At 57.9% G+C, this 18263-nt stretch carries 17 protein-coding genes; 8 read left to right on the plus strand and 9 right to left on the minus strand.

What is annotated here, in order from left to right; all coding sequences use genetic code 11:
- The first annotated feature begins 73 nt into the window (after positions 1 to 73).
- The 8 genes from GRX64_RS13210 to GRX64_RS13245 all read left to right on the plus strand — a co-directional run bounded on the left by GRX64_RS13210 (position 74) and on the right by GRX64_RS13245 (position 8696).
- Positions 74 to 1096 (plus strand): class I fructose-bisphosphate aldolase, encoded by a 1023-nt coding sequence (locus GRX64_RS13210; protein ID WP_166267978.1) that lies wholly within the window; start codon positions 74 to 76, stop codon positions 1094 to 1096.
- 185 nt (positions 1097 to 1281) lie between these two features.
- The gene (locus tag GRX64_RS13215; protein WP_166267980.1) at positions 1282 to 1806 is read left to right on the plus strand and encodes an O-acetyl-ADP-ribose deacetylase; all 525 of its coding nucleotides are present in this window, start codon (positions 1282 to 1284) and stop codon (positions 1804 to 1806) included.
- Positions 1807 to 1840: 34 nt separating this feature from the next.
- Positions 1841 to 2953, plus strand: coding sequence for a bifunctional DNA-binding transcriptional regulator/O6-methylguanine-DNA methyltransferase Ada (gene ada, locus GRX64_RS13220; protein ID WP_207308805.1), 1113 nt, complete (start codon positions 1841 to 1843; stop codon positions 2951 to 2953).
- 452 nt (positions 2954 to 3405) lie between these two features.
- Entirely contained in the window at positions 3406 to 4749 is a 1344-nt protein-coding gene (locus GRX64_RS13225) for a substrate-binding protein (RefSeq protein WP_166267982.1), read from the plus strand.
- 121 nt (positions 4750 to 4870) lie between these two features.
- On the plus strand, positions 4871 to 5905 hold the full coding sequence (locus GRX64_RS13230; protein WP_166267984.1) for a branched-chain amino acid ABC transporter permease: 1035 nt from the start codon (positions 4871 to 4873) through the stop codon (positions 5903 to 5905).
- Positions 5906 to 5909: 4 nt separating this feature from the next.
- Entirely contained in the window at positions 5910 to 7148 is a 1239-nt protein-coding gene (locus GRX64_RS13235) for a branched-chain amino acid ABC transporter permease (RefSeq protein ID WP_166267987.1), read from the plus strand.
- 2 nt (positions 7149 to 7150) lie between these two features.
- Complete coding sequence (locus GRX64_RS13240; RefSeq protein ID WP_166267989.1) at positions 7151 to 7912, plus strand: ABC transporter ATP-binding protein; 762 nt, start codon at positions 7151 to 7153, stop codon at positions 7910 to 7912.
- Positions 7913 to 7943: 31 nt separating this feature from the next.
- Positions 7944 to 8696, plus strand: coding sequence for an ABC transporter ATP-binding protein (locus GRX64_RS13245; RefSeq protein WP_207308806.1), 753 nt, complete (start codon positions 7944 to 7946; stop codon positions 8694 to 8696).
- 53 nt (positions 8697 to 8749) lie between these two features.
- Here the strand turns inward: GRX64_RS13245 and GRX64_RS13250 are convergent, their stop codons facing one another.
- The 9 genes from GRX64_RS13250 to GRX64_RS13290 form a co-directional block, all read right to left on the minus strand.
- Entirely contained in the window at positions 8750 to 9895 is a 1146-nt protein-coding gene (locus GRX64_RS13250; RefSeq protein WP_166267991.1) for an iron-containing alcohol dehydrogenase, read from the minus strand.
- A gap of 2 nt (positions 9896 to 9897) precedes the next feature.
- Positions 9898 to 11277, minus strand: a complete 1380-nt coding sequence (locus tag GRX64_RS13255; protein ID WP_166267993.1) for an aldehyde dehydrogenase family protein — start codon at positions 11275 to 11277, stop codon at positions 9898 to 9900.
- A gap of 7 nt (positions 11278 to 11284) precedes the next feature.
- Positions 11285 to 12652: a glutamine synthetase family protein gene (locus tag GRX64_RS13260; protein ID WP_166267995.1), complete on the minus strand. Its 1368-nt coding sequence runs from the start codon at positions 12650 to 12652 to the stop codon at positions 11285 to 11287.
- A 77-nt stretch (positions 12653 to 12729) separates the two neighbouring features.
- Positions 12730 to 13767: a TRAP transporter substrate-binding protein gene (locus tag GRX64_RS13265; protein WP_166267997.1), complete on the minus strand. Its 1038-nt coding sequence runs from the start codon at positions 13765 to 13767 to the stop codon at positions 12730 to 12732.
- Positions 13768 to 13878: 111 nt separating this feature from the next.
- Positions 13879 to 15201: a TRAP transporter large permease gene (locus GRX64_RS13270; RefSeq protein ID WP_166267999.1), complete on the minus strand. Its 1323-nt coding sequence runs from the start codon at positions 15199 to 15201 to the stop codon at positions 13879 to 13881.
- Entirely contained in the window at positions 15201 to 15707 is a 507-nt protein-coding gene (locus GRX64_RS13275; protein ID WP_166268001.1) for a TRAP transporter small permease subunit, read from the minus strand. The genes GRX64_RS13270 and GRX64_RS13275 overlap by 1 nt, the downstream gene beginning before the upstream one ends.
- A 12-nt stretch (positions 15708 to 15719) precedes the next feature.
- Entirely contained in the window at positions 15720 to 16568 is an 849-nt protein-coding gene (locus tag GRX64_RS13280) for an N-formylglutamate amidohydrolase (RefSeq protein ID WP_207308807.1), read from the minus strand.
- Positions 16569 to 16708: 140 nt separating this feature from the next.
- Complete coding sequence (locus GRX64_RS13285; protein WP_166268003.1) at positions 16709 to 17701, minus strand: PA2778 family cysteine peptidase; 993 nt, start codon at positions 17699 to 17701, stop codon at positions 16709 to 16711.
- Between the two features lie 3 nt (positions 17702 to 17704).
- Positions 17705 to 18106 (minus strand): PA2779 family protein, encoded by a 402-nt coding sequence (locus tag GRX64_RS13290; protein ID WP_166268005.1) that lies wholly within the window; start codon positions 18104 to 18106, stop codon positions 17705 to 17707.
- Between the last annotated feature and the right edge of the window lie 157 nt (positions 18107 to 18263).

Raw genomic sequence — 18263 nt, forward strand, 5'->3', positions numbered from 1 at the left:
CCCCACGGGTTCTTGTACATCGCGTTCAACGCAGCAGTCATCGAGGTTTTTTTATCAACAGGGAGGATAGACTATGTCGACCGATGCGGAACTTCAGCAAACCATCGCAGACATGATCGACGCCGAGCGGGGCATTTTGGCGGCCGATGAAAGCACAGGAACCATGACCAAACGGCTGGAAGCAGTCGGAGTTGAATCAACGGAAGAAAATCGACGTTGGTATCGGTCAATGCTGTTGTCGACACCGGAGCTGGGCAAGTATATCTGTGGCGTCATTTTTTATGAAGAAACCCTGGGCCAGCGGGATGACCGTGGGACGCTGCTCAGTGAGTTGGCGGCTTCGCAGGGGGTGATTCCCGGCATCAAGGTGGACCAGGGTAAAGGACCGTTGCCCGGGGCACCGGGGGATATGATTACCTATGGTCTGGACGGGCTCGGTGATCGGTTGGCGCGTTATAAGAGCCAGGGCGCCCGGTTTGCCAAGTGGCGGGAGGTCTATCCCATCAGTGACCATAACCCAACCCTTCTCGGGCTCACCGCCAACGCTGAAATGCTGGCGCGCTATGCAGCCGTATGTCAGGACATGGGCATCGTGCCCATTGTGGAACCGGAAGTGTTGATCGACGGTAGCCACAGTATGGACCGGGCCGCCGAGGTTAACGAGCAGGTGTGGCACGCGGTGTTTCACGCCCTGCACCGGCACGGGGTTGCGTTAGAGCACATGATCCTGAAACCCAGTATGGTCACACCAGGCAAAGAGGCTGGCAAAGCGTCTCCGGACGACGTGGCGGACCGCACGTTGCAGGTTCTCCGCCGCACCGTGCCGGCCGCGGTGCCCAGCATCAATTTTCTGTCCGGTGGCCAGACGCCTGAGGAGGCGACAGCCAACCTGAATGCGCTCAATAGCAGGCGTGACCGGACGCCCTGGCAATTGAGTATGTCTTTTGGCCGGGCCTTGCAGGAACCGGCCATGAGTGCTTGGGCCGGTAATCCGCAGCGCCGGGAGCAAGCCCAGCAAGCCTTCCTGAAGCGCGCCCGGCTTAACAGCCTGGCCAGACGCGGCGCCTACAGCGATGATCAGGAAATGACGGCCTGAACCGTTGCCGGCCGCCAGGGTTATGGGCGTCATTGTGCCAGTGTCCGCGCTAAGTGCAGCGGTGAGCGTAATCCTGAATGTCGTACTGAATGTGGTGCTGTAAAGTGGTGTTGAAAGGTCCGCTACCTGGCTGCCGACGGTGCCGCTGGAGTAGTCACCGCAACGGGCCAGGGAGCGCATGACCTATGTCAGTCCTAGTCCATGCCATACACGCTGATATCACCGGCCTCGCCGTCGACGCGGTGGTGAATGCCGCGAACACATCCCTGCTGGGCGGCGGTGGTGTGGACGGTGCCATTCATCGGGCCGCCGGCCCGGAGCTGCTTGAAGCCTGCCGGCAGCTGGGCGGATGCGAGGTGGGCGACGCCAAGCTGACCCCGGGCTTCGGATTGCCGGCTCACTGGATCATCCATGCCGTCGGTCCGGTATGGCACGGTGGAAACCGCGGTGAACCGGCCCAATTGGCGTCCTGCTACCGGCGTGCCCTGACGATTGCCGAGCAGCATGGCGTCCGGAGCATTGCCTTTCCAAGCATCAGTACTGGTATCTATGGCTACCCAGTCGCGCTGGCTGCCGGTATTGCGATTGACGCAGTGGCGCTGCATGTTACGGATCGCAGCCCTTTGAGCGAGGTTGTTTTTTGCTGTTTTTCAGCCGCCGATCTTAAGATTTACCGTGGTCTGTTGGCCCAGTGCCAGCGCTTTGGATAATTCCGCAAGAAACGGATAGTGCCGGGTCGTCGGGATGACATACTGGGCACATTCGAACCGCAATGGCGAGCAAAGCATGAATGAAGAGCAGCAGTGGCAAGCGATACAAGACCGGGACCGTCGTTGGGATGACCAGTTCGTCTACGGTGTGATGTCCACCGGTATCTACTGCCGGCCATCATGCGCTGCGCGTAAACCGTGTCGGCAGGATATCCGGATTTACCGCACCCCGGCCGAAGCTGAACAAGCCGGTATGCGGCCCTGCAAGCGGTGTCACCCGGAGCAGCGCTCAACCAACGAGGAGCTCCGGCAGCGGATGCACGCGTTGTGTCGGTATATTGAAGCCAACGTGGGCCAGTCACTGACGCTGGAGCATTTGGGTCGTCAGGCCCACATGAGTTCGTACCACTTGCAGCGTCGTTTCAAGTCGATTGTCGGGGTGACCCCCAAGCAATACGCCGAAGGCTGCCGGTTGCGCACGTTCAAACAGGGTTTAAAGTCTCCGGGCACCGTCACCGACGCAATTTATGATGCCGGTTTTGGTTCGGTCAGTCGGGCGTATGAGCGAGTCCCCACCCATATGGGTATGACACCGGCCCAGTACCAGTCGGGCGGGCGGGATATGGCTATTTCCTATGCCACTGCGCCGACGCCTCTGGGCGTGTTGTTGATGGCTGCCACCGATCGTGGTTTGTGCTTTGTTGAGTTGGGTGACGATGAGGCGGAGATGCTTACCCGGCTGGTGGCTGAATACCCTGCCGCCGAAGTCTCCAGGATGCCCGCGGGCGGATCTGAAACGTTCTGGGTCTGGATGCAGGCGCTTTGCGATCATCTCAGGGATGCTGATCTTGAACTTGATTTACCGACTGATATTCGGGGAACCGTGTTTCAAATGAAGGTATGGAATTATCTGTGCCGGATACCGAAAGGCGAAACCAGAACCTACAAGGCGGTGGCTGAAGCCATCGGTCAGCCCAAAGCCGTGCGGGCTGTCGCCAATGTCTGCGCCGCGAATCGGGTCGCGCTGGCGATTCCCTGCCATCGGGTGATTCGTGGCGACGGCGGGTTGGGCGGTTACCGCTGGGGCGTTGAGCGCAAACGAATGCTGCTGGAACGGGAGCGCAAGGCGTCAGCGGAGGCGAGTTAAAACGGGCCGATGTGAGCAATTTGGGGGTGTCCCTGCGTGGCTGCGCCAACGCGCGCTTTGGCGGCTACCAAGGGAATGGATCTGCTCGCATTATGGCCCTGTCAACTGCGGTGCTACTCCGTGTCGTTGGCGTCCTGCGGTCGGCCTTCTCGCCACTGCGATCGAGACTTTAAACCTTTAATACTCTCAAAACGGGCATCACGGCCTGACTGTCGGGTGGTGGCCCCGGCACTCCGTGTGGGCATCCGACTGCGAAAAATGCTCATTCCGGGCGTTAAGTACCCTCCAGAGGCCTGATCCTCACCAATCATTAGACATTAATTGTAACTTCGATGAACTTTCATTGCTAAATTGTCAGACCTCTGGAAAGTTAGAGTTGTGGTGACATCTGGGCAAAAAATAATCAAGGGTGTTCAGCTACCAAACAACAAGAACAATTCCGGGAGAAGCACATGTCTAATTATTATTTGAATCGACGAAAGTTCCTGCAAGGCAGCGCTGTTTTAGGGGCAGGGCTAGTCGCACCGACCATCTTTTCCAGAACCGCCGGTGCCTTCACCAATGAACCTGGCAAAGGCAGCGTGGTACTGGGTTTCAACGTCCCTCAATCGGGCCCTTACGCGGATGAGGGCGCCGATGAATTGCGCGCCTATAAACTGGCCGTTAAGCATCTCAATGGCGAAGGCGACGGCGGTATGCTGGGCACGTTCTCGTCGCAAATGCTCAAAGGCACCGGCATTCTGGGCCGCAAGGTTGAATACGTCACCGGTGATACCCAAACCAAATCCGATGCCGCCCGTGCGTCGGCCCGAGCGATGATCGAGAAAGACGGTGCCATCATGATCACCGGCGGTTCCTCCTCCGGGGTGGCGGTTGCCGTTCAGTCTCTGTGCCAGGACGCCGGTGTCATCTTCATGGCAGGTCTGACCCATTCCAACGACACTACCGGTAAAGATAAAAAAGCCAACGGTTTCCGACACTTCTTCAACGCTTACATGTCGGCCGCGGCGCTGGCGCCGGTATTGTCGGAACACTATGGCAACGACCGCAAAGCCTATCATTTGACAGCAGACTATACCTGGGGCTGGACTCAGGAGCAGTCCATGATTGCCGCCACTGAAGAGCTTGGGTGGGAAACGGTGAACGCCGTTCGGACGCCGTTGTCAGCGACCGACTTCTCGTCCTACATTGCACCCGTCACCAATTCCGATGCGGATGTGCTGATTCTGAACCACTATGGCTCCAATATGGTCAATTCCTTGACCAATGCGGTTCAGTTCGGTTTGCGGGAGAAGAAGGTCAACGGCAAACAGTTTGAAATCGTGGTGCCACTGTATTCCCGCCTCATGGCTCGCGGTGCCGGCGACAACGTTAAAGGCATTTTCGGGTCTACCAACTGGCACTGGTCGCTGCAGGACGAAGGATCCAAAGCCTTCGTGGCGTCCTACGGTAAAGAGTATGGCCAGCCTCCTTCACAGGCCGCGCATACCTGTTATGTGCAAACACTGCTGTATGCCGATGCCGCCGAGCGGGCGGGTAGCTTTAACCCCTGTGCCATCGTTGAAGCGTTGGAAGGGTTTGAGTTCGATGGGTTGGGCAATGGCAAGACCCTTTACCGCGCTGACGATCATCAGTGCTTCAAGGACGTGTTGGTGGTGCGCGGTAAAGAGAACCCAACATCAGAGTTCGATCTGCTGGAAGTGGTCAACGTGACCTCGGCAGATAAAGTCACCTATGAGCCCAACCATCCGATGTTCGCGGGTGGCTCACTCGGTAAGTGTAACCCGGGCGCCTGATCCTGGCATCTGACCATCCCTGACAGAGGTGCACTGGCCGCCGGCCCGTGCACCTCTGTCAGTCCGCTCTGGATATGCCTGTGGTACTGCAGGCGCCGGTTATCAGACAAGGTAAATACCGATGGACGCCATCCTTCTGCAAGTTCTGAATGGGCTGGATAAGGGCAGCGCCTACGCCCTGATCGCGTTAGGACTAACGCTGATATTCGGCACCCTGGGTGTGGTGAATTTTGCCCACGGTGCGCTGTTCATGATTGGCTCATTCTGTACGGTTACGTTCAATAATTTATTGTCGTTCGAACGAGTCACGCTGTCAGAGACCGAATTGAGTCCCTGGGGCACACCGTTGGAAATTCATGTCCCCTACGTCGAACTGTGGTTTGGCGAATTAGGCGCGACAATGATCGATTACTCCGTCTTCTGGTCCATCCTGTTTGCCATCCCGGTGATGCTGCTGATTGGCATCGTGATGGAGAGGGGACTGATCAAACATTTCTACAAACGGCCCCATGCCGATCAGATCCTGGTCACTTTCGGCTTGGCCATTGTGCTGCAGGAGGTCATCAAAACAGTCTATGGCGCCAACCCCATACCTCAGCCGGCACCGGACGCCTTTGTCGGCTCCGTTGATATCGGGGCAATGATCGGTATGGCGGACAATGCTGTGATTTACCCGATATGGCGGCTGGTCTATTTTCTGTTTGCGGGTGTGGTCATCGGCGGCATTTTCGCCTTTTTGCGCTACACCACCTTTGGCATGGTTGTTCGGGCCGGCATGGCCGACCGGGAAACCGTGGGCTTACTGGGTATCGATATCGACAAACGGTTTACTGCGATGTTTGGTCTGGCCGCCGTGGTCACCGGGCTGGCGGGCGTGATGTACACCCCGATCCTGTCGCCGAACTACCACATGGGCATGGACTTCCTGGTGCTGTGTTTTGTCGTCGTCGTGGTCGGTGGTATGGGATCGCTGACGGGCGCGGTGGCGGCGGGTTTTCTGCTGGGTATTCTGCAGAGCTTTGCGTCCATGCCGGAAGTGAAAGACTTCCTGTTCGGATTTTCGATCGATCAGGTCATTATTTATCTGGTGGCGGTCATCATCCTGCTGACCCGTCCGAGAGGACTCATGGGGCGCAAAGGCGTAATGGAGACCTGATGTCATGCTGAAAACCTTACGCACAAACGATACCGCATTGATGATTCTGTTCACCCTCGTGGTGCTGGCCGGACCACTGATCCTGGCCCCGGTGGGGGCTGGCTACCCGGACCTGATGCAGCGCTTCGTGATTTACGGCATTTTTGCCATCGGCTTCAACATTCTGTTTGGGCTCACCGGCTACCTGTCGTTTGGTCACGCGGCGTTCCTGGGCGTCGGTAGCTATTCGGCGCTCTGGATGCTTAAACTGCTCAGCATCAACATTGTGCCCGCCATAATATTCGCGGTGGTGGTGTCGGGCCTGTTCGCGCTGTTGATTGGGTTTGTCTCGTTGCGGCGGTCAGGGATTTATTTCTCAATTCTGACACTGGCGTTCGCGCAGATGTCCTATAACCTGGCGTATTCGGTGCTGACTCCCATCACCAACGGTGAAACCGGTCTGCAACTTGATCTGGAAGACCCGCGTATCCTGGACAGTGCCGGGAGTGCCGGCCAGGTGGCATCGCCGTCCTTTTTTGGGCTTGAGATGGGGGATACGGCGGTGGTGCCGTTTCTCGGGATGGACCTGCAGTTCAACGTCGGGTTTTATGTCAGTGCGCTCATTTTGATTGGTATGTTCTACCTGTCGTTGCGCATTTTCCGTTCGCCCTTTGGCATGATCCTGCGGGCCGTCAAAAGCAACCAGACCCGGCTCAACTACACAGGCTTCAATTCCCGCCCCTACACGCTGACCGCTTTTGTGATCTCGGGGATGTACGCCGGGCTCGCGGGCGCCTTGTTGGTCTGCATGGATCCCCTTGCCGGGGCGGAGCGCATGCAGTGGACCGCCTCGGGGGAAGTGGTGCTGATGACCATCATGGGTGGCGCCGGAACTTTGATTGGCCCTGTGCTTGGGGCCGGCATTATTAAATATTTTGAGAATATCTTCAGCCGGATCAATGACGAGGTGGTGCTAGGCTGGTTTTCCGCACTGCCGGACTGGTTGGCAGAGGCCTTCACGACCGTGATTTCGCCCTTTCTGGGCAGCGGCTGGCACATTTCTCTCGGGCTGATCTTCATGCTGGTGGTTATTTTTCTGCCAGGCGGATTGGTGGAGGGGGCGAATCGCCTTATGAATCTGTTTACGCGGTTGTCAGGCCCCCGAAAAAACACCGCCAGTGAAGAAGACGCTTACGCCGACAAGGGAAGTTTGCCCACGAAAGCAGCGCCGTCGTCCACTGTCGTTAACACGAAGGAGTCGTAATCGTGTCGATACTTAAAGTCAAAGGCGTTAACAAACGGTTTGGCGGCCTGTTGGCGCTGGACGATGTCAACCTGTCGGTTCGGGAGAACACCTTTCATGCCATTATCGGGCCGAATGGCGCAGGCAAGTCCACGCTGTTGAACTGCTTTATCGGCAAGCTAATGCCTGACAGCGGCACGGTCAGTTTTAACGACCGTAGCCTGCTGGGTTTGGAGCCCCATGAGATCAATCAAACCGGCATCAGTCGCGTATTTCAGACCCCGGAGGTGTTCTCTGAATTGAGCATTCTGGAAAACGTTATGATCCCGGCGTTTGCCCACCGAGACGGTGCTTTTCATATCTCACCATTCAAATCACTGGCCAAGGAAACCGCCATCCGCGAGCAGGCTGAGAAAATACTGCAGGATGTCGGTTTGATCGATGAGCGTCATCATACGGCGTCCGCCATGTCCCGGGGTAACAAACGACGGCTGGAGATGGCCATGTGTCTGGTTCAGCAACCCAAACTGTTGTTGCTGGATGAGCCCACCGCCGGTATGGCCCGGGCTGACACCAACAACACCATTGACCTGCTTAAAACCATCAACGAGGCCCACAATATTACCTTCGTCGTCATTGAGCACGACATGCACGTCGTGTTCAGTCTGGCTGACCGAATCAGTGTGTTGTCCCAAGGGCATGTGATTGTCGAGGATCACCCGGAAAACATCAAAGGCCATCCCAAGGTGCAGGAAGCGTATCTGGGCACGGCGGAGTCGGAGTGAACATCATGGTCACAGTGAAGGAATGGCAACAATGACAGAACAACCGATGACCAGCAGTACCAAGCATGAAACCTCAACGCCCGCCTATTTTTCGGTTTGGGACCTGCATGCCTATTACGGCGAGAGTTACATCGTTCAGGGTGTGACGATGAATATCCACGAGGGGGAAATTCTTGCGTTGCTGGGGCGTAATGGCGCCGGCAAAACCTCAACCTTGCGCGCCATTGCGCGGGTGGACTCCCCCGCAGTCACCCACGGTGAAATCTGGCTGGATCATCAGCCACTGCATACGATGAAAGCCTTCCAGGCAGCCCAGAGCGGACTTTCGCTGGTCCCGGAGGACCGCCGCATCATTCCCGGCCTGAGTGTTTGGGAAAACCTGAAGCTGGCTCAGTTGGCGCCTTCGCCAGGTTGGTCAATTGAGCGCATTTTCGAGTTGTTTCCCCGCCTCGGGGAGCGGCGCAACCAGGAGGGCACCACCTTGTCTGGTGGTGAGCAGCAAATGCTGGCCATTGGCCGGGCACTGGCGCGGGACATCAAGTTGTTGCTGTTGGACGAGCCCTATGAAGGCCTTGCGCCCATCATCGTGCAGGAAATCGAGCGCACGCTGAAAGAGATCAAGGCGCTCGGGATGACCACTGTGATCGTCGAGCAGAACGCGATTGCCGCGCTGAAACTGGCCGATCGGGCGGTTATTCTGGAGTCCGGCCAAGTGGTGTTCGACGGCCTGGCGAGCGAAGTCCTGGAGGACGAGCAGTTACGCCAGACCTACCTTTCCATATAAGCCTGCTGTGTCTTCACGAGACCAGGGCGCTGATTGAGTAACCAGCCGGGACGCTAGATACAGGCTTCAAACAGCGCTTTGGTATTGTCCCGGGTCATCTTGAGCGGATTGCCGCCGGCACTGGGGTCCGCCAGTGCCATCTCCGTCATCTCGTCAATGCGATCGGTGCCGACGCCCAGGTCACGCAATTTATCGGGCACCGCGAGAGTGTTCCTCAACTGCTGGATAAAATCGGCAAAACCCTCGAATCCACCCGCAATGCCCAGGTAGTGACCAATATCCGTTACCAAGCCTTCAATTGCCGGGCGGTTCATGGCCATCGCGTACGGCAGCACGACGGCGTTGGTCATGCCATGGTGGGTGTTGTAGATTGCGCCCACGGAATGGGACACCGCGTGAGTGGCGCCGAGCCCCTTCTGGAACGCCACCGCACCCATGGCCGCCGCCGCCATCATCTGGCCGCGGGCCTCAATGTCGGTGCCGTCCGCAAACGCCCGGGGCAGGTTTTCTTTCACCAACCGCATGCCTTCGAGGGCGATGCCCTGGCTCATGGGGTGGAAGTTGGGTGAGCAGTAAGCCTCAAAACAGTGGATAAATGCGTCCATACCGGTGCCAGCGGTGATTATGGCGGGCATGCCCACGGTCAGTTCCGGGTCTGCAATGACTATGGTGGGCAGGATTTTAGGGTGAAAGATGATCTTTTTGACATGAGTCTGACTGTTGACGATCACACTGGCCCGGCCGACCTCAGAGCCGGTGCCGGCGGTGGTCGGAACCGCAATGATGGGCGCGATGGCGTCGGCGTCGGCGCGCATCCAGTAATCACCGATGTCTTCAAAATCCCACACCGGTCGGGTTTGACCGGCCATAAATGCGATCAGTTTGCCGAGGTCCAGTCCGGAACCGCCGCCGAAGGCAATCACCCCATCGTGGCCGCCGTCACGGAACGCCTGGATGCCGCTTGTCATATTCAGTTCGGTGGGGTTGGGGTCGACATCGGCAAACAGCGCCCGGCCCAGCCCACCCTCGGCCAGGCGGTCCAGTGTGGCGTGAGTAATGGGCAGGCTGGCCAGTCCTTTGTCGGTCACCAGCAGGGGATTGGTGATGCCGGCAGCGGCGCAGCACTCGGCCAGTTCGCCAATGCGCCCGGCTCCAAACCGAATGTTGGTGGGGTAGGACCAGTTTGCGGTCAGAGCCATGGTCACGTCCTCTTGAGGTAGTAGGATTTGGGTCGGGTCAGGTTGTGGTAGCCGATGACTGACAGGCCACCGCCACGCCCAGTTTGTTTGCAGCCGGTCCAGCACAGGGCCGGGTCGAGATAGTCGCAGCGGTTCATATAGACCGTACCGGTTTCGATCTGGTCAGCAATGCGCTCGGCGCGATCAAGGTCACGGGTCCAGAGCGAAGCGGTCAGGCCAAAGTCGCTGTCGTTCATCAACTGGACCGCTTCGGCGTCGTCTTTTACCTTCATGATGCCGACCACGGGTCCGAACGATTCTTCCCGCATCACACGCATGGTGTGATTCACATCCACCAATATCTGTGGCATCAGGTAGGCTTCACCCTGATTCGGAAACAGCGCCGGGTCGATCAGCGCTTTGGCGCCAGCGGCCACCGCTTCGGCGGTTTGCGCCCGCACGGTATCGGCAAACCGGGCATGCGCCATGGGCCCCAGAGTGGTTGTGGGATCGAGCGGGTCGCCGAGCTTATAGGCACTGACAATGGCGACCGCTTTTTTAACAAATTGATCGAACAGGGCGTCTGCCACATAGATGCGCTCAATGCCACAGCAGCATTGACCGGCGTTGAACATGGCACCGTCAATCAGGGTGTCGACCGCTGCGTCCAGGTCGGCGTCTTCCATGACATAGCCCGGATCCTTACCGCCAAGTTCGAGCCCCAGGCCGGTAAAGGTGCCGGCGGCGGCGGTTTCTATGGCCTTGCCACCGGCCACCGAACCGGTGAAATTGATATAACCGAACGCCTTGCCGGCAATCAGTTCGGCGGTTGTGTCGTGGCTCAGAAACACATTCTGGAAGACCGCCTCGGGAATGCCGGCCGCATGAAACGCCACCGCCAGGTGCTCGCCCACCAAGGGTGTCTGGGAAGCGTGCTTGAGAAACACGGCATTGCCTGCAATCAGGGCGGGCACCACGGTGTTGATGGCGGTCATGTAGGGGTAGTTCCACGGCGCGACAATCAGGACGGTGCCGTGGGGTTCGCGTTTGATGTAACGCTTGAAGTGTTCGCTGTCCTCGATGGTGATGGGCGCCAGGGCGGCGTCTGCAATGTCGGCCATGTAGTTGGCCCGCTCATCCACGCCGCCAAACTCACCCCCGTAACGCACCGGGCGGCCCATTTGCCAGGCCAGGGTTTCGACCACCTCCGGGTTCATGTCCCCCAGCTGTTCGATGGCGGATCGGACCTTGCGAATACGCTCCGTGAGAGGCCTTTGTGCCCAGTCTCGCTGAGCGATTTTTGCTCGTGATACGGCTTCCCGGGCCGCCGCCAGGGACAGCGTTGGGCGTTCGGCGTAGAGTTGCCCATTGACGGGCGAGATGCACTTGATGGTGGTGTTCATAGGGGCCCTAAGCTTGTTCGAATCCACGTTTAACTTCGTAATCGGTGACGACACGATCAAAGTCTTCCTGTTCCCATTCGGCGGCGCGAACGTAGTGGTCAATGACGTCATCGCCCATGGCCTCGCGCAGCATGGCGGAGTGTCTCAATGCCTCGGTGGCCGCTCTCAGTGTGGCCGGTATACCGCGGGATTTAGCCGCCCTGTAAGCGTTGCCGGTAAATTCAGGCTCCAGTTTAAGGTTACCCTTAATGCCTGCAATATTGGCAGCAATCTGTGACGCCAGGGCCAGGTAAGGGTTCAGGTCGGAGCCACCGATCCGGCACTCAACCCGCACTGCCGCAGTGTCTGGCGCCACCACGCGGTAGCCGGCGGTCCGGTTGTCCACTGACCACACTGTGGTGGTGGGTGCGAAGGTACTGGCGGCGAAGCGCTTGTAGGAGTTGATGTACGGAGCAAGGAAAAAAGTGGTTTCGCTGGCGTGAGTGAGCAGCCCGGCGAGGGCATGCTCCATGGTGTCGGACATACCGTGCGGTTTGTCCGGGTCATAGAAGACCGACTTGCCACTGGTATCCGACAGTGACTGGTGAATATGGCTGGAGGAACCCGCAGTGGCATGATGCCATTTCGCCATAAAACTCACGCTGCGCCCATTCTGCCAGGCCATTTCCTTAACCGCGTTTTTGACCAGCACATGAGTGTCGGCCATATCGAGCGCGTCGGAGTACTCAATGTTCAGTTCCACCTGGCCGGCGCTGGCTTCGCCCTTACTGCTCTCAACCCGAATGCCGGCGCCGTAGAGGCCGTTGCGGATCGGTCGCATGACGTCTTCCTCCCGCGTGGTCTGGAAAATATGGTAGTCCTCGTTGTAGGGGCTCATGGGCGTCATTACCTGGTATTGCTGGTCTTTCATGTCTTCAAACGACTCGCGGAAGATGAAAAACTCCAGTTCGGTGGCGGTGGTCATTGTCAGACCCATCTCGGTGAGGCGGGCGAGTTGTTTCTTGAGCACGGCACGGGGTGAGTGGGGAACGTCCTCATGGCTGGTGTGGTCCAGCAGGTCGCATAACACGAAGGCTGTGCCTTCCAGCCAGGGCAGCCGCCGCAGGGTGGACAGGTCGGGCTTCATCACGTAGTCGCCATAGCCGGCGGCCCAACTGGTGGAGGCGTAGTCCTCCACCGTGGTCATCTCCAGATCAGTAGCCACCAGATATTTGCAGCAATGGCTTTCCTGCCAGGCGCGCTCGACAAAATGCTGGGCCTGAAACCGCTTGCCCATCAGACGCCCCTGCATATCGGGAATGGCGGCGACCACGGTGTCTATGGACCCATCAGCGACGCCTTGTTTCAATTCTTCAAACGACAGATTGCCAGCCATAATGGCTCCCGTGAGTGATCGGTTATGAAACGCAAAGCGTGCCTGGGGCATCCTCTTGGGTGCCCCAGGCACGATCGTCAGCCGTAACGATAGGGCCGACCGGCTTTCACCATGGTTTCATTGTAGTGCTTGAGAATTTTCACCACCTTGGCTTTGGTGGCAGATTCGGCAGCGATTTCATCCCAGAATTTGAGTGCCGCCCGCTCCACCTCATCCCACTCCTTGTCAGGAATGGTGGTGAGCTGCATTTTTGAGCCGCGGACCCGCAGCTCAGCTTCACCGCCCCAGTACCACCACTGACGGTAATAGTGCGAACTGTCCATGGTGAGTTTGAGCAATTCTTTCAGGTGCGCGGGCAGTTCGTTGTAACGATCCATGTTGGCGAAGAAGGAGCCTGCCCAGGCCCCGGAAATATTGTTGGTCAGGAAGTAGTTGGTGACATCGGCCCAGCCGACGGTGTAGTCCTCGGTAATGCCAGACCAGGCGATGCCATCCAGCTCGCCGGTTTGAACCGCCACTTCAATGTCTTCCCAAGGCAGCGACACCGGCACAACACCAAACTGCGCCATGAATCGGCCGGCGGTCGGGAAGGTAAAGACCCGTTTGCCCTTAAGATCCGCGAGACGGTTAATGGGCTCCTTGGTGGCAAAGTGACAGGGATCCCAGGCGCCCGCCGACAGGTGCTTTACGCCCACCTTGGAGTATTCTTCATCCCAGATTTCCGCCAGACCGTATTGGTTGAACAGCACCGGCACGTCCAGCGAGTAGCGGCTGGCAAACGGGAAGTAGCCGCCAAACACGGTCACTTCGGTGGGCGACGCCATAGAGTCATCGTCCGATTGCACGGCATCGATGGTGCCATTCTGCAGTGCCCGAAACAGCTCACTGGTGGGGACCAGCTGGTCGGCAAAATAAAGCTCTATCTGCATTTCTTCACCGGCAATGCGGTTAAAGCTGTCGATGGCCGGTTTGATAACGTGTTCGGCCAGGGCCGGTCCGGCATAGGTCTGCAGCCGCCACCGGATCTTCGGTTCGGCATGCAGGATGGGCGGGGCTAAAGCGGCGGCGCCAGCCATAGCGGCTGCTGATGCGAGAAACTTACGTCGTGTAGTCATGGTGCTCTCCTTGACGGACGCTTAGGGTGAAGGCGACATGCCTCCGGGGTGTACCTCACAGCTTGTTGATGGAGCTCATTAACGTTTTCCGACGCTGGCCAAACCCGGCGCCTAGCCATTGTAAATGTAGTCCGGTAACCACAGCGCAATCTGCGGAAACATCATGATCAGGGTCAGTGCCAGCAGCATGACGAGAACAAACGGCAGGATCGACCCATAGATATCGCGCAAGGTGATCTCCGGCGGTGCCATGGCCCGCATCAGGAACAGGTTGTAGCCAAACGGTGGTGTCATGTAGGCAATCTGGGTCGTGATGGTGTAGAGCACGCCATACCAGATCAAATCAAAGCCCAGGGCGCCGACAAGGGGCACATACAGCGGCGCCACGATCACCAGCATGGCGGTGTCGTCCAGAAACGTGCCCATCACCAGAAATGACAGCTGCATCAGAATCAGGATCATCCAGGGGTTCAGACCAAGCTGATCGGTGAACAGATTCTCGATTGCCTGTACGGCTCCCAAACCGTCAAACACAGCGCCAAAACCCAGCGCCGCCAGAATGATCCACATGAACATGCAGGAAATCGCCAGTGTCTGCCGGACCGATACGTCCAGCACGCGCATGGACATTCGACCTTTGACAATAGCCGCGCCAAACGCCGCCATGGCCCCGATGGCGGAACTTTCCACCAGGCTGGTCCAGCCGTTAATGAACGGCACCATCATGGAGGCAAATATCACCAGCGGCAGGATGCCGGCCCGCAGCAGTCGGAGTTTAACGGTCAGACTGACCTGGCGTTCCTCCAAGGGCAGTACCGGTCCCAGCTCCGGTTGCAACCGGCATCGGATCGCGATGTAGAGAATGAATAACCCGGCCATGATCAGGCCCGGCAAGACACCGGCGAGCCAGAGTTGGCCGACCGGCTGCCGGGCGATCATAGCGTACAGCACCAGCACCACCGAGGGCGGCACCAGAATTCCCAGTGAGGAGCCCGCCTGAATTACCCCGGTAACCATGCGTTTGTCATAGCCCCGTCGCAGCAGCTCCGGCAAGGCGATCGTGGCGCCAATGGCCATGCCGGCAACCGACAGCCCATTCATTGCGGACACCAGTACCATGAGGCCAATGGTGCCAATGGCCAGGCCGCCGTGGATCGGGCCCATCCAGACGTGAAACATACGATACAGGTCGTCGGCTATTTTGGACTCCGACAGGATGTAACCCATAAAAATGAACATTGGCAATGTCAGCAGCGGGTACCAGTTCATCAGCTTCATGGCGGCTGAGAATGGCAGGTTGGACCCACCGGTGCCCCATAACGCCAGGGCGGAGATGGCGGCTATTGCGCCAATGGCAGCAAACACGCGCTGGCCGGTCATCAGCATCAGCATCATCGACGAAAACATGAAGAAGGCGATCTGGTCGTAGGACATCAGAGCTGCTCTCCACGAATGCGGGCAACGTCTTTGAACAGCTCCGAAAAAGCCTGCAGCAGCATAAGTACAAACCCGATGCACATGGTTACCTTGATCGGCCACATGTAGGGTCGCCAGGCGGTGGGGCTGCGCTCTCCGTAGAGGATGGAATAGCGGGTGCTGTCGTATGCGCCATAGAGCAGCACGCCGATAAAGAAGATCAGGAAGAAAATGGTGATCACATCAAACCAGGCTTTCTTGTGATTGGACCAGTTGCCGTAGAACAGATCCATGCGGACGTTGGCGTCGAGCTGGATCGAGTAGGGTCCTCCCAGAATGTAGTAGCTGACCATGGCAAACTGAGCGGCTTCGAGCGTCCACAGGGAAGGGTAAAAAAACGTTTTGGAGATGGAAGACCACAACAGGATGCCCACGATGATGAAAATACCGTACATCACGATTCGTCCAATTCGATAATTCACTGCGTCCACGAAGCGAACATAGCCGGTAATCACTGGTGGCATTACTGTTCCTCTTTATCGATTGTCCTGGCGATCACCCCGGGCTTGTCCGACAGCGCCTGGCGGTCGGGTTTGGCCGTCACTGCCGCACACATCGCTTAGCATCCCCGCCAATAACACCGCAACGCCCCGTTGTTGATCCGGGCGGGCGATGAGGTCATTGCGAATTTCCAGCATCACATTCAGCAAACCGTTCCGGACGCCATGAAGTTTCAGGGTGTGGGTGACGCCGTCGGCGGGGCCGTATGGGTCGTTGCGACGGAACAATCGCGCGCTGTGCTGATCGGCCACCGCAAGCAGGGCATCGGCAAGACGGCTGTCGGAATCGTGAAGTACACCGATCTCGGTGAGCCGCTGCCGGCCCTGGAACACGGGCGTGAAACTGTGGATCGTAACCAGAATGGGGCGTCGCTCTGCCGTTGTTGCTGACGCGAGCGCACTGGCAAGCAGCGACCGGAAAGGCTGATAAATGGAGTCGATGCGGGCAGTTTTTGCGGCGTTGCTCAAGTGGGCATTGCCGGGAATGGGGTGCTTGTCACTTTGTGCCGGCATCGCATCGGGCGCCTCCGGCGGGCGATTACAGTCGTACACCAGCCGGGAGACGGTGCTGGCCACCAGAGGGGCGTCCAGCAGAACACTCAGGTGTTCGGCCACCGCGAAGGCGCCCGGGTCCCAGGCAATATGGCTTACTTGCAGTGCGGCGGACAAACCAAGGGAGTGGAACTGTTCAGGGATGTAATTGGATGCGTGCTCGCACGCCAGCACAAAAGCTGATCTCGCCTGGCCGTTGACCAGCCTGACGGAATCCTGTTGCTTTGATGGGATCGGGACATCCGGTCCTTTGGTGCCTTGGTGATTTTTCACACAAGCCCTCCCTTTGCAACGAGAGTTCTTCAAAATCACACTGGATGTCAATAGTTTTCTGCTGGGAATGTGTGTGTGTCGCGGGGATTGGCCGTCAACAGACCGCTATGCCTTACCAGAGGCGGCGGCCAGACAAGAGGCTAGTCAACGGGACAATGCAGTTCCGGGCATTGATCTGCCGGACGGTGGACGCCGTCGTTGGCTTTCAGATTGTCATCGAAACGTTCGTCGTCCAGCCGCGCCGCGCAATCCATGGCTTTATTGGCTGCACTTTGGCAACTGGTTTCCGACAGTGCGTAGGCAAGGTTGTTCCAGCCCGACGCCATTGAGGGAAAGCGGCTAACCGTTTGTTGATAGTGCTCGACGGCGTCTTGCCAGCGCTCTTGCTGATAGGCAATGTTGCCTCGGCCCAGCCAGGCGGCAGGTTGGGCCGGCCAGGCTGACGCCGCCGTGCGGTAGGCGGCATCGGCGGCGGACAGGCGGCCGGTTACCTCCAGGTCGTTGGCGGCGGTCAGGAATGGAACTGGCTCAGCGGTGGCTGGCAGATGATCGGGCGGTAGCATGACGACAGCCCATTGATCCGCACGCTGCCAGGTGTTCATGAAAGCTCGCAACGGTTGTTGGTTGGCCCGGCGAGTGTCGGTGTGGAGAATCACGACATCCAATGCGGGATCAAAACCAATCACTACCGCAAAGTGCCATTGGGGCCACCAGTCAAATCCGAGATTTTGCATAACCAGAACCGGGTTGCCAGCGGCCACCTCGGTGAGAACATCGGACAACTGAGTTTTTAGCGGATAAACCAGAAGGTTGTAGCTGCGCGCCGCGGCGACCAGCTCAACCTGCAGGGTGCCTTCGCGACCCGGCAGATAGACCTTGTGCACCAGGGATTCAACCTTGGCGTCGCGCCCCTGTGTATTGAGCATCATGGCGAGCGCCGCCGGTCCACATTGGTAGCGCTCTTGTGGGAAAAAAGGCACGTCGCTGAGCACGTGCCCCTTTGTGATATCCAGCGCCTGGTCGCTGGCCGGCTGTGTCGGCCAGGAGGGTGCGCTTGCGCACCCTGTCAATAAGACCACCAGGATGGAAGTAATCGCAGCGATTATTTGCTGCTTAACAGCCAGTGCAGGCATTGGCTACCGGATGCAGTTAATGAATGGGAAGACGTTGGTGGCGCAGAGCATGTCCGTAATAATGAACACCAACAGGAAGAGCACAATGACGCCCACGACGCCTTCCCCGGCAGGCGCTTCCGCCAGCTGCTGTTTGAAGGATGCGAGCTCGCCCGGCGTCAGGCTTTGAATCCGGTCCTCAACCTGGGCCTGATCCACGCCCATACTGACCAGGACCTCTTTCACTTCCTGTTTCTCAAGCATGTTGATCAAAGATTCTCGGTCCAGATCGGCACGCTGCTCAGTGAGCACCTCTCCAGTACCGACCACACCGGCCACGGCTGACGATGACCACAGGGTTGTCATCGTCATCAGAATGGCCATCACAATTGAAACCTGACGAAGATAGCTTCTCATTTTTTTCATTATAGAACTCCCTAACGCTATGTACCCAAACCGCAACGGCCGGATTTGGCCAGATTGCGACAACTTACGTCACATCACTGTACCGCACGTTATGTTATCGCTTGTATGTCGGGTTATTACAAGGTTTTCATTTCACGCAGGGTGACTGACGGTGGAG

The sequence above is a fragment of the Marinobacter caseinilyticus genome, from assembly GCF_011074955.1.
Classification (GTDB): domain Bacteria; phylum Pseudomonadota; class Gammaproteobacteria; order Pseudomonadales; family Oleiphilaceae; genus Marinobacter; species Marinobacter caseinilyticus.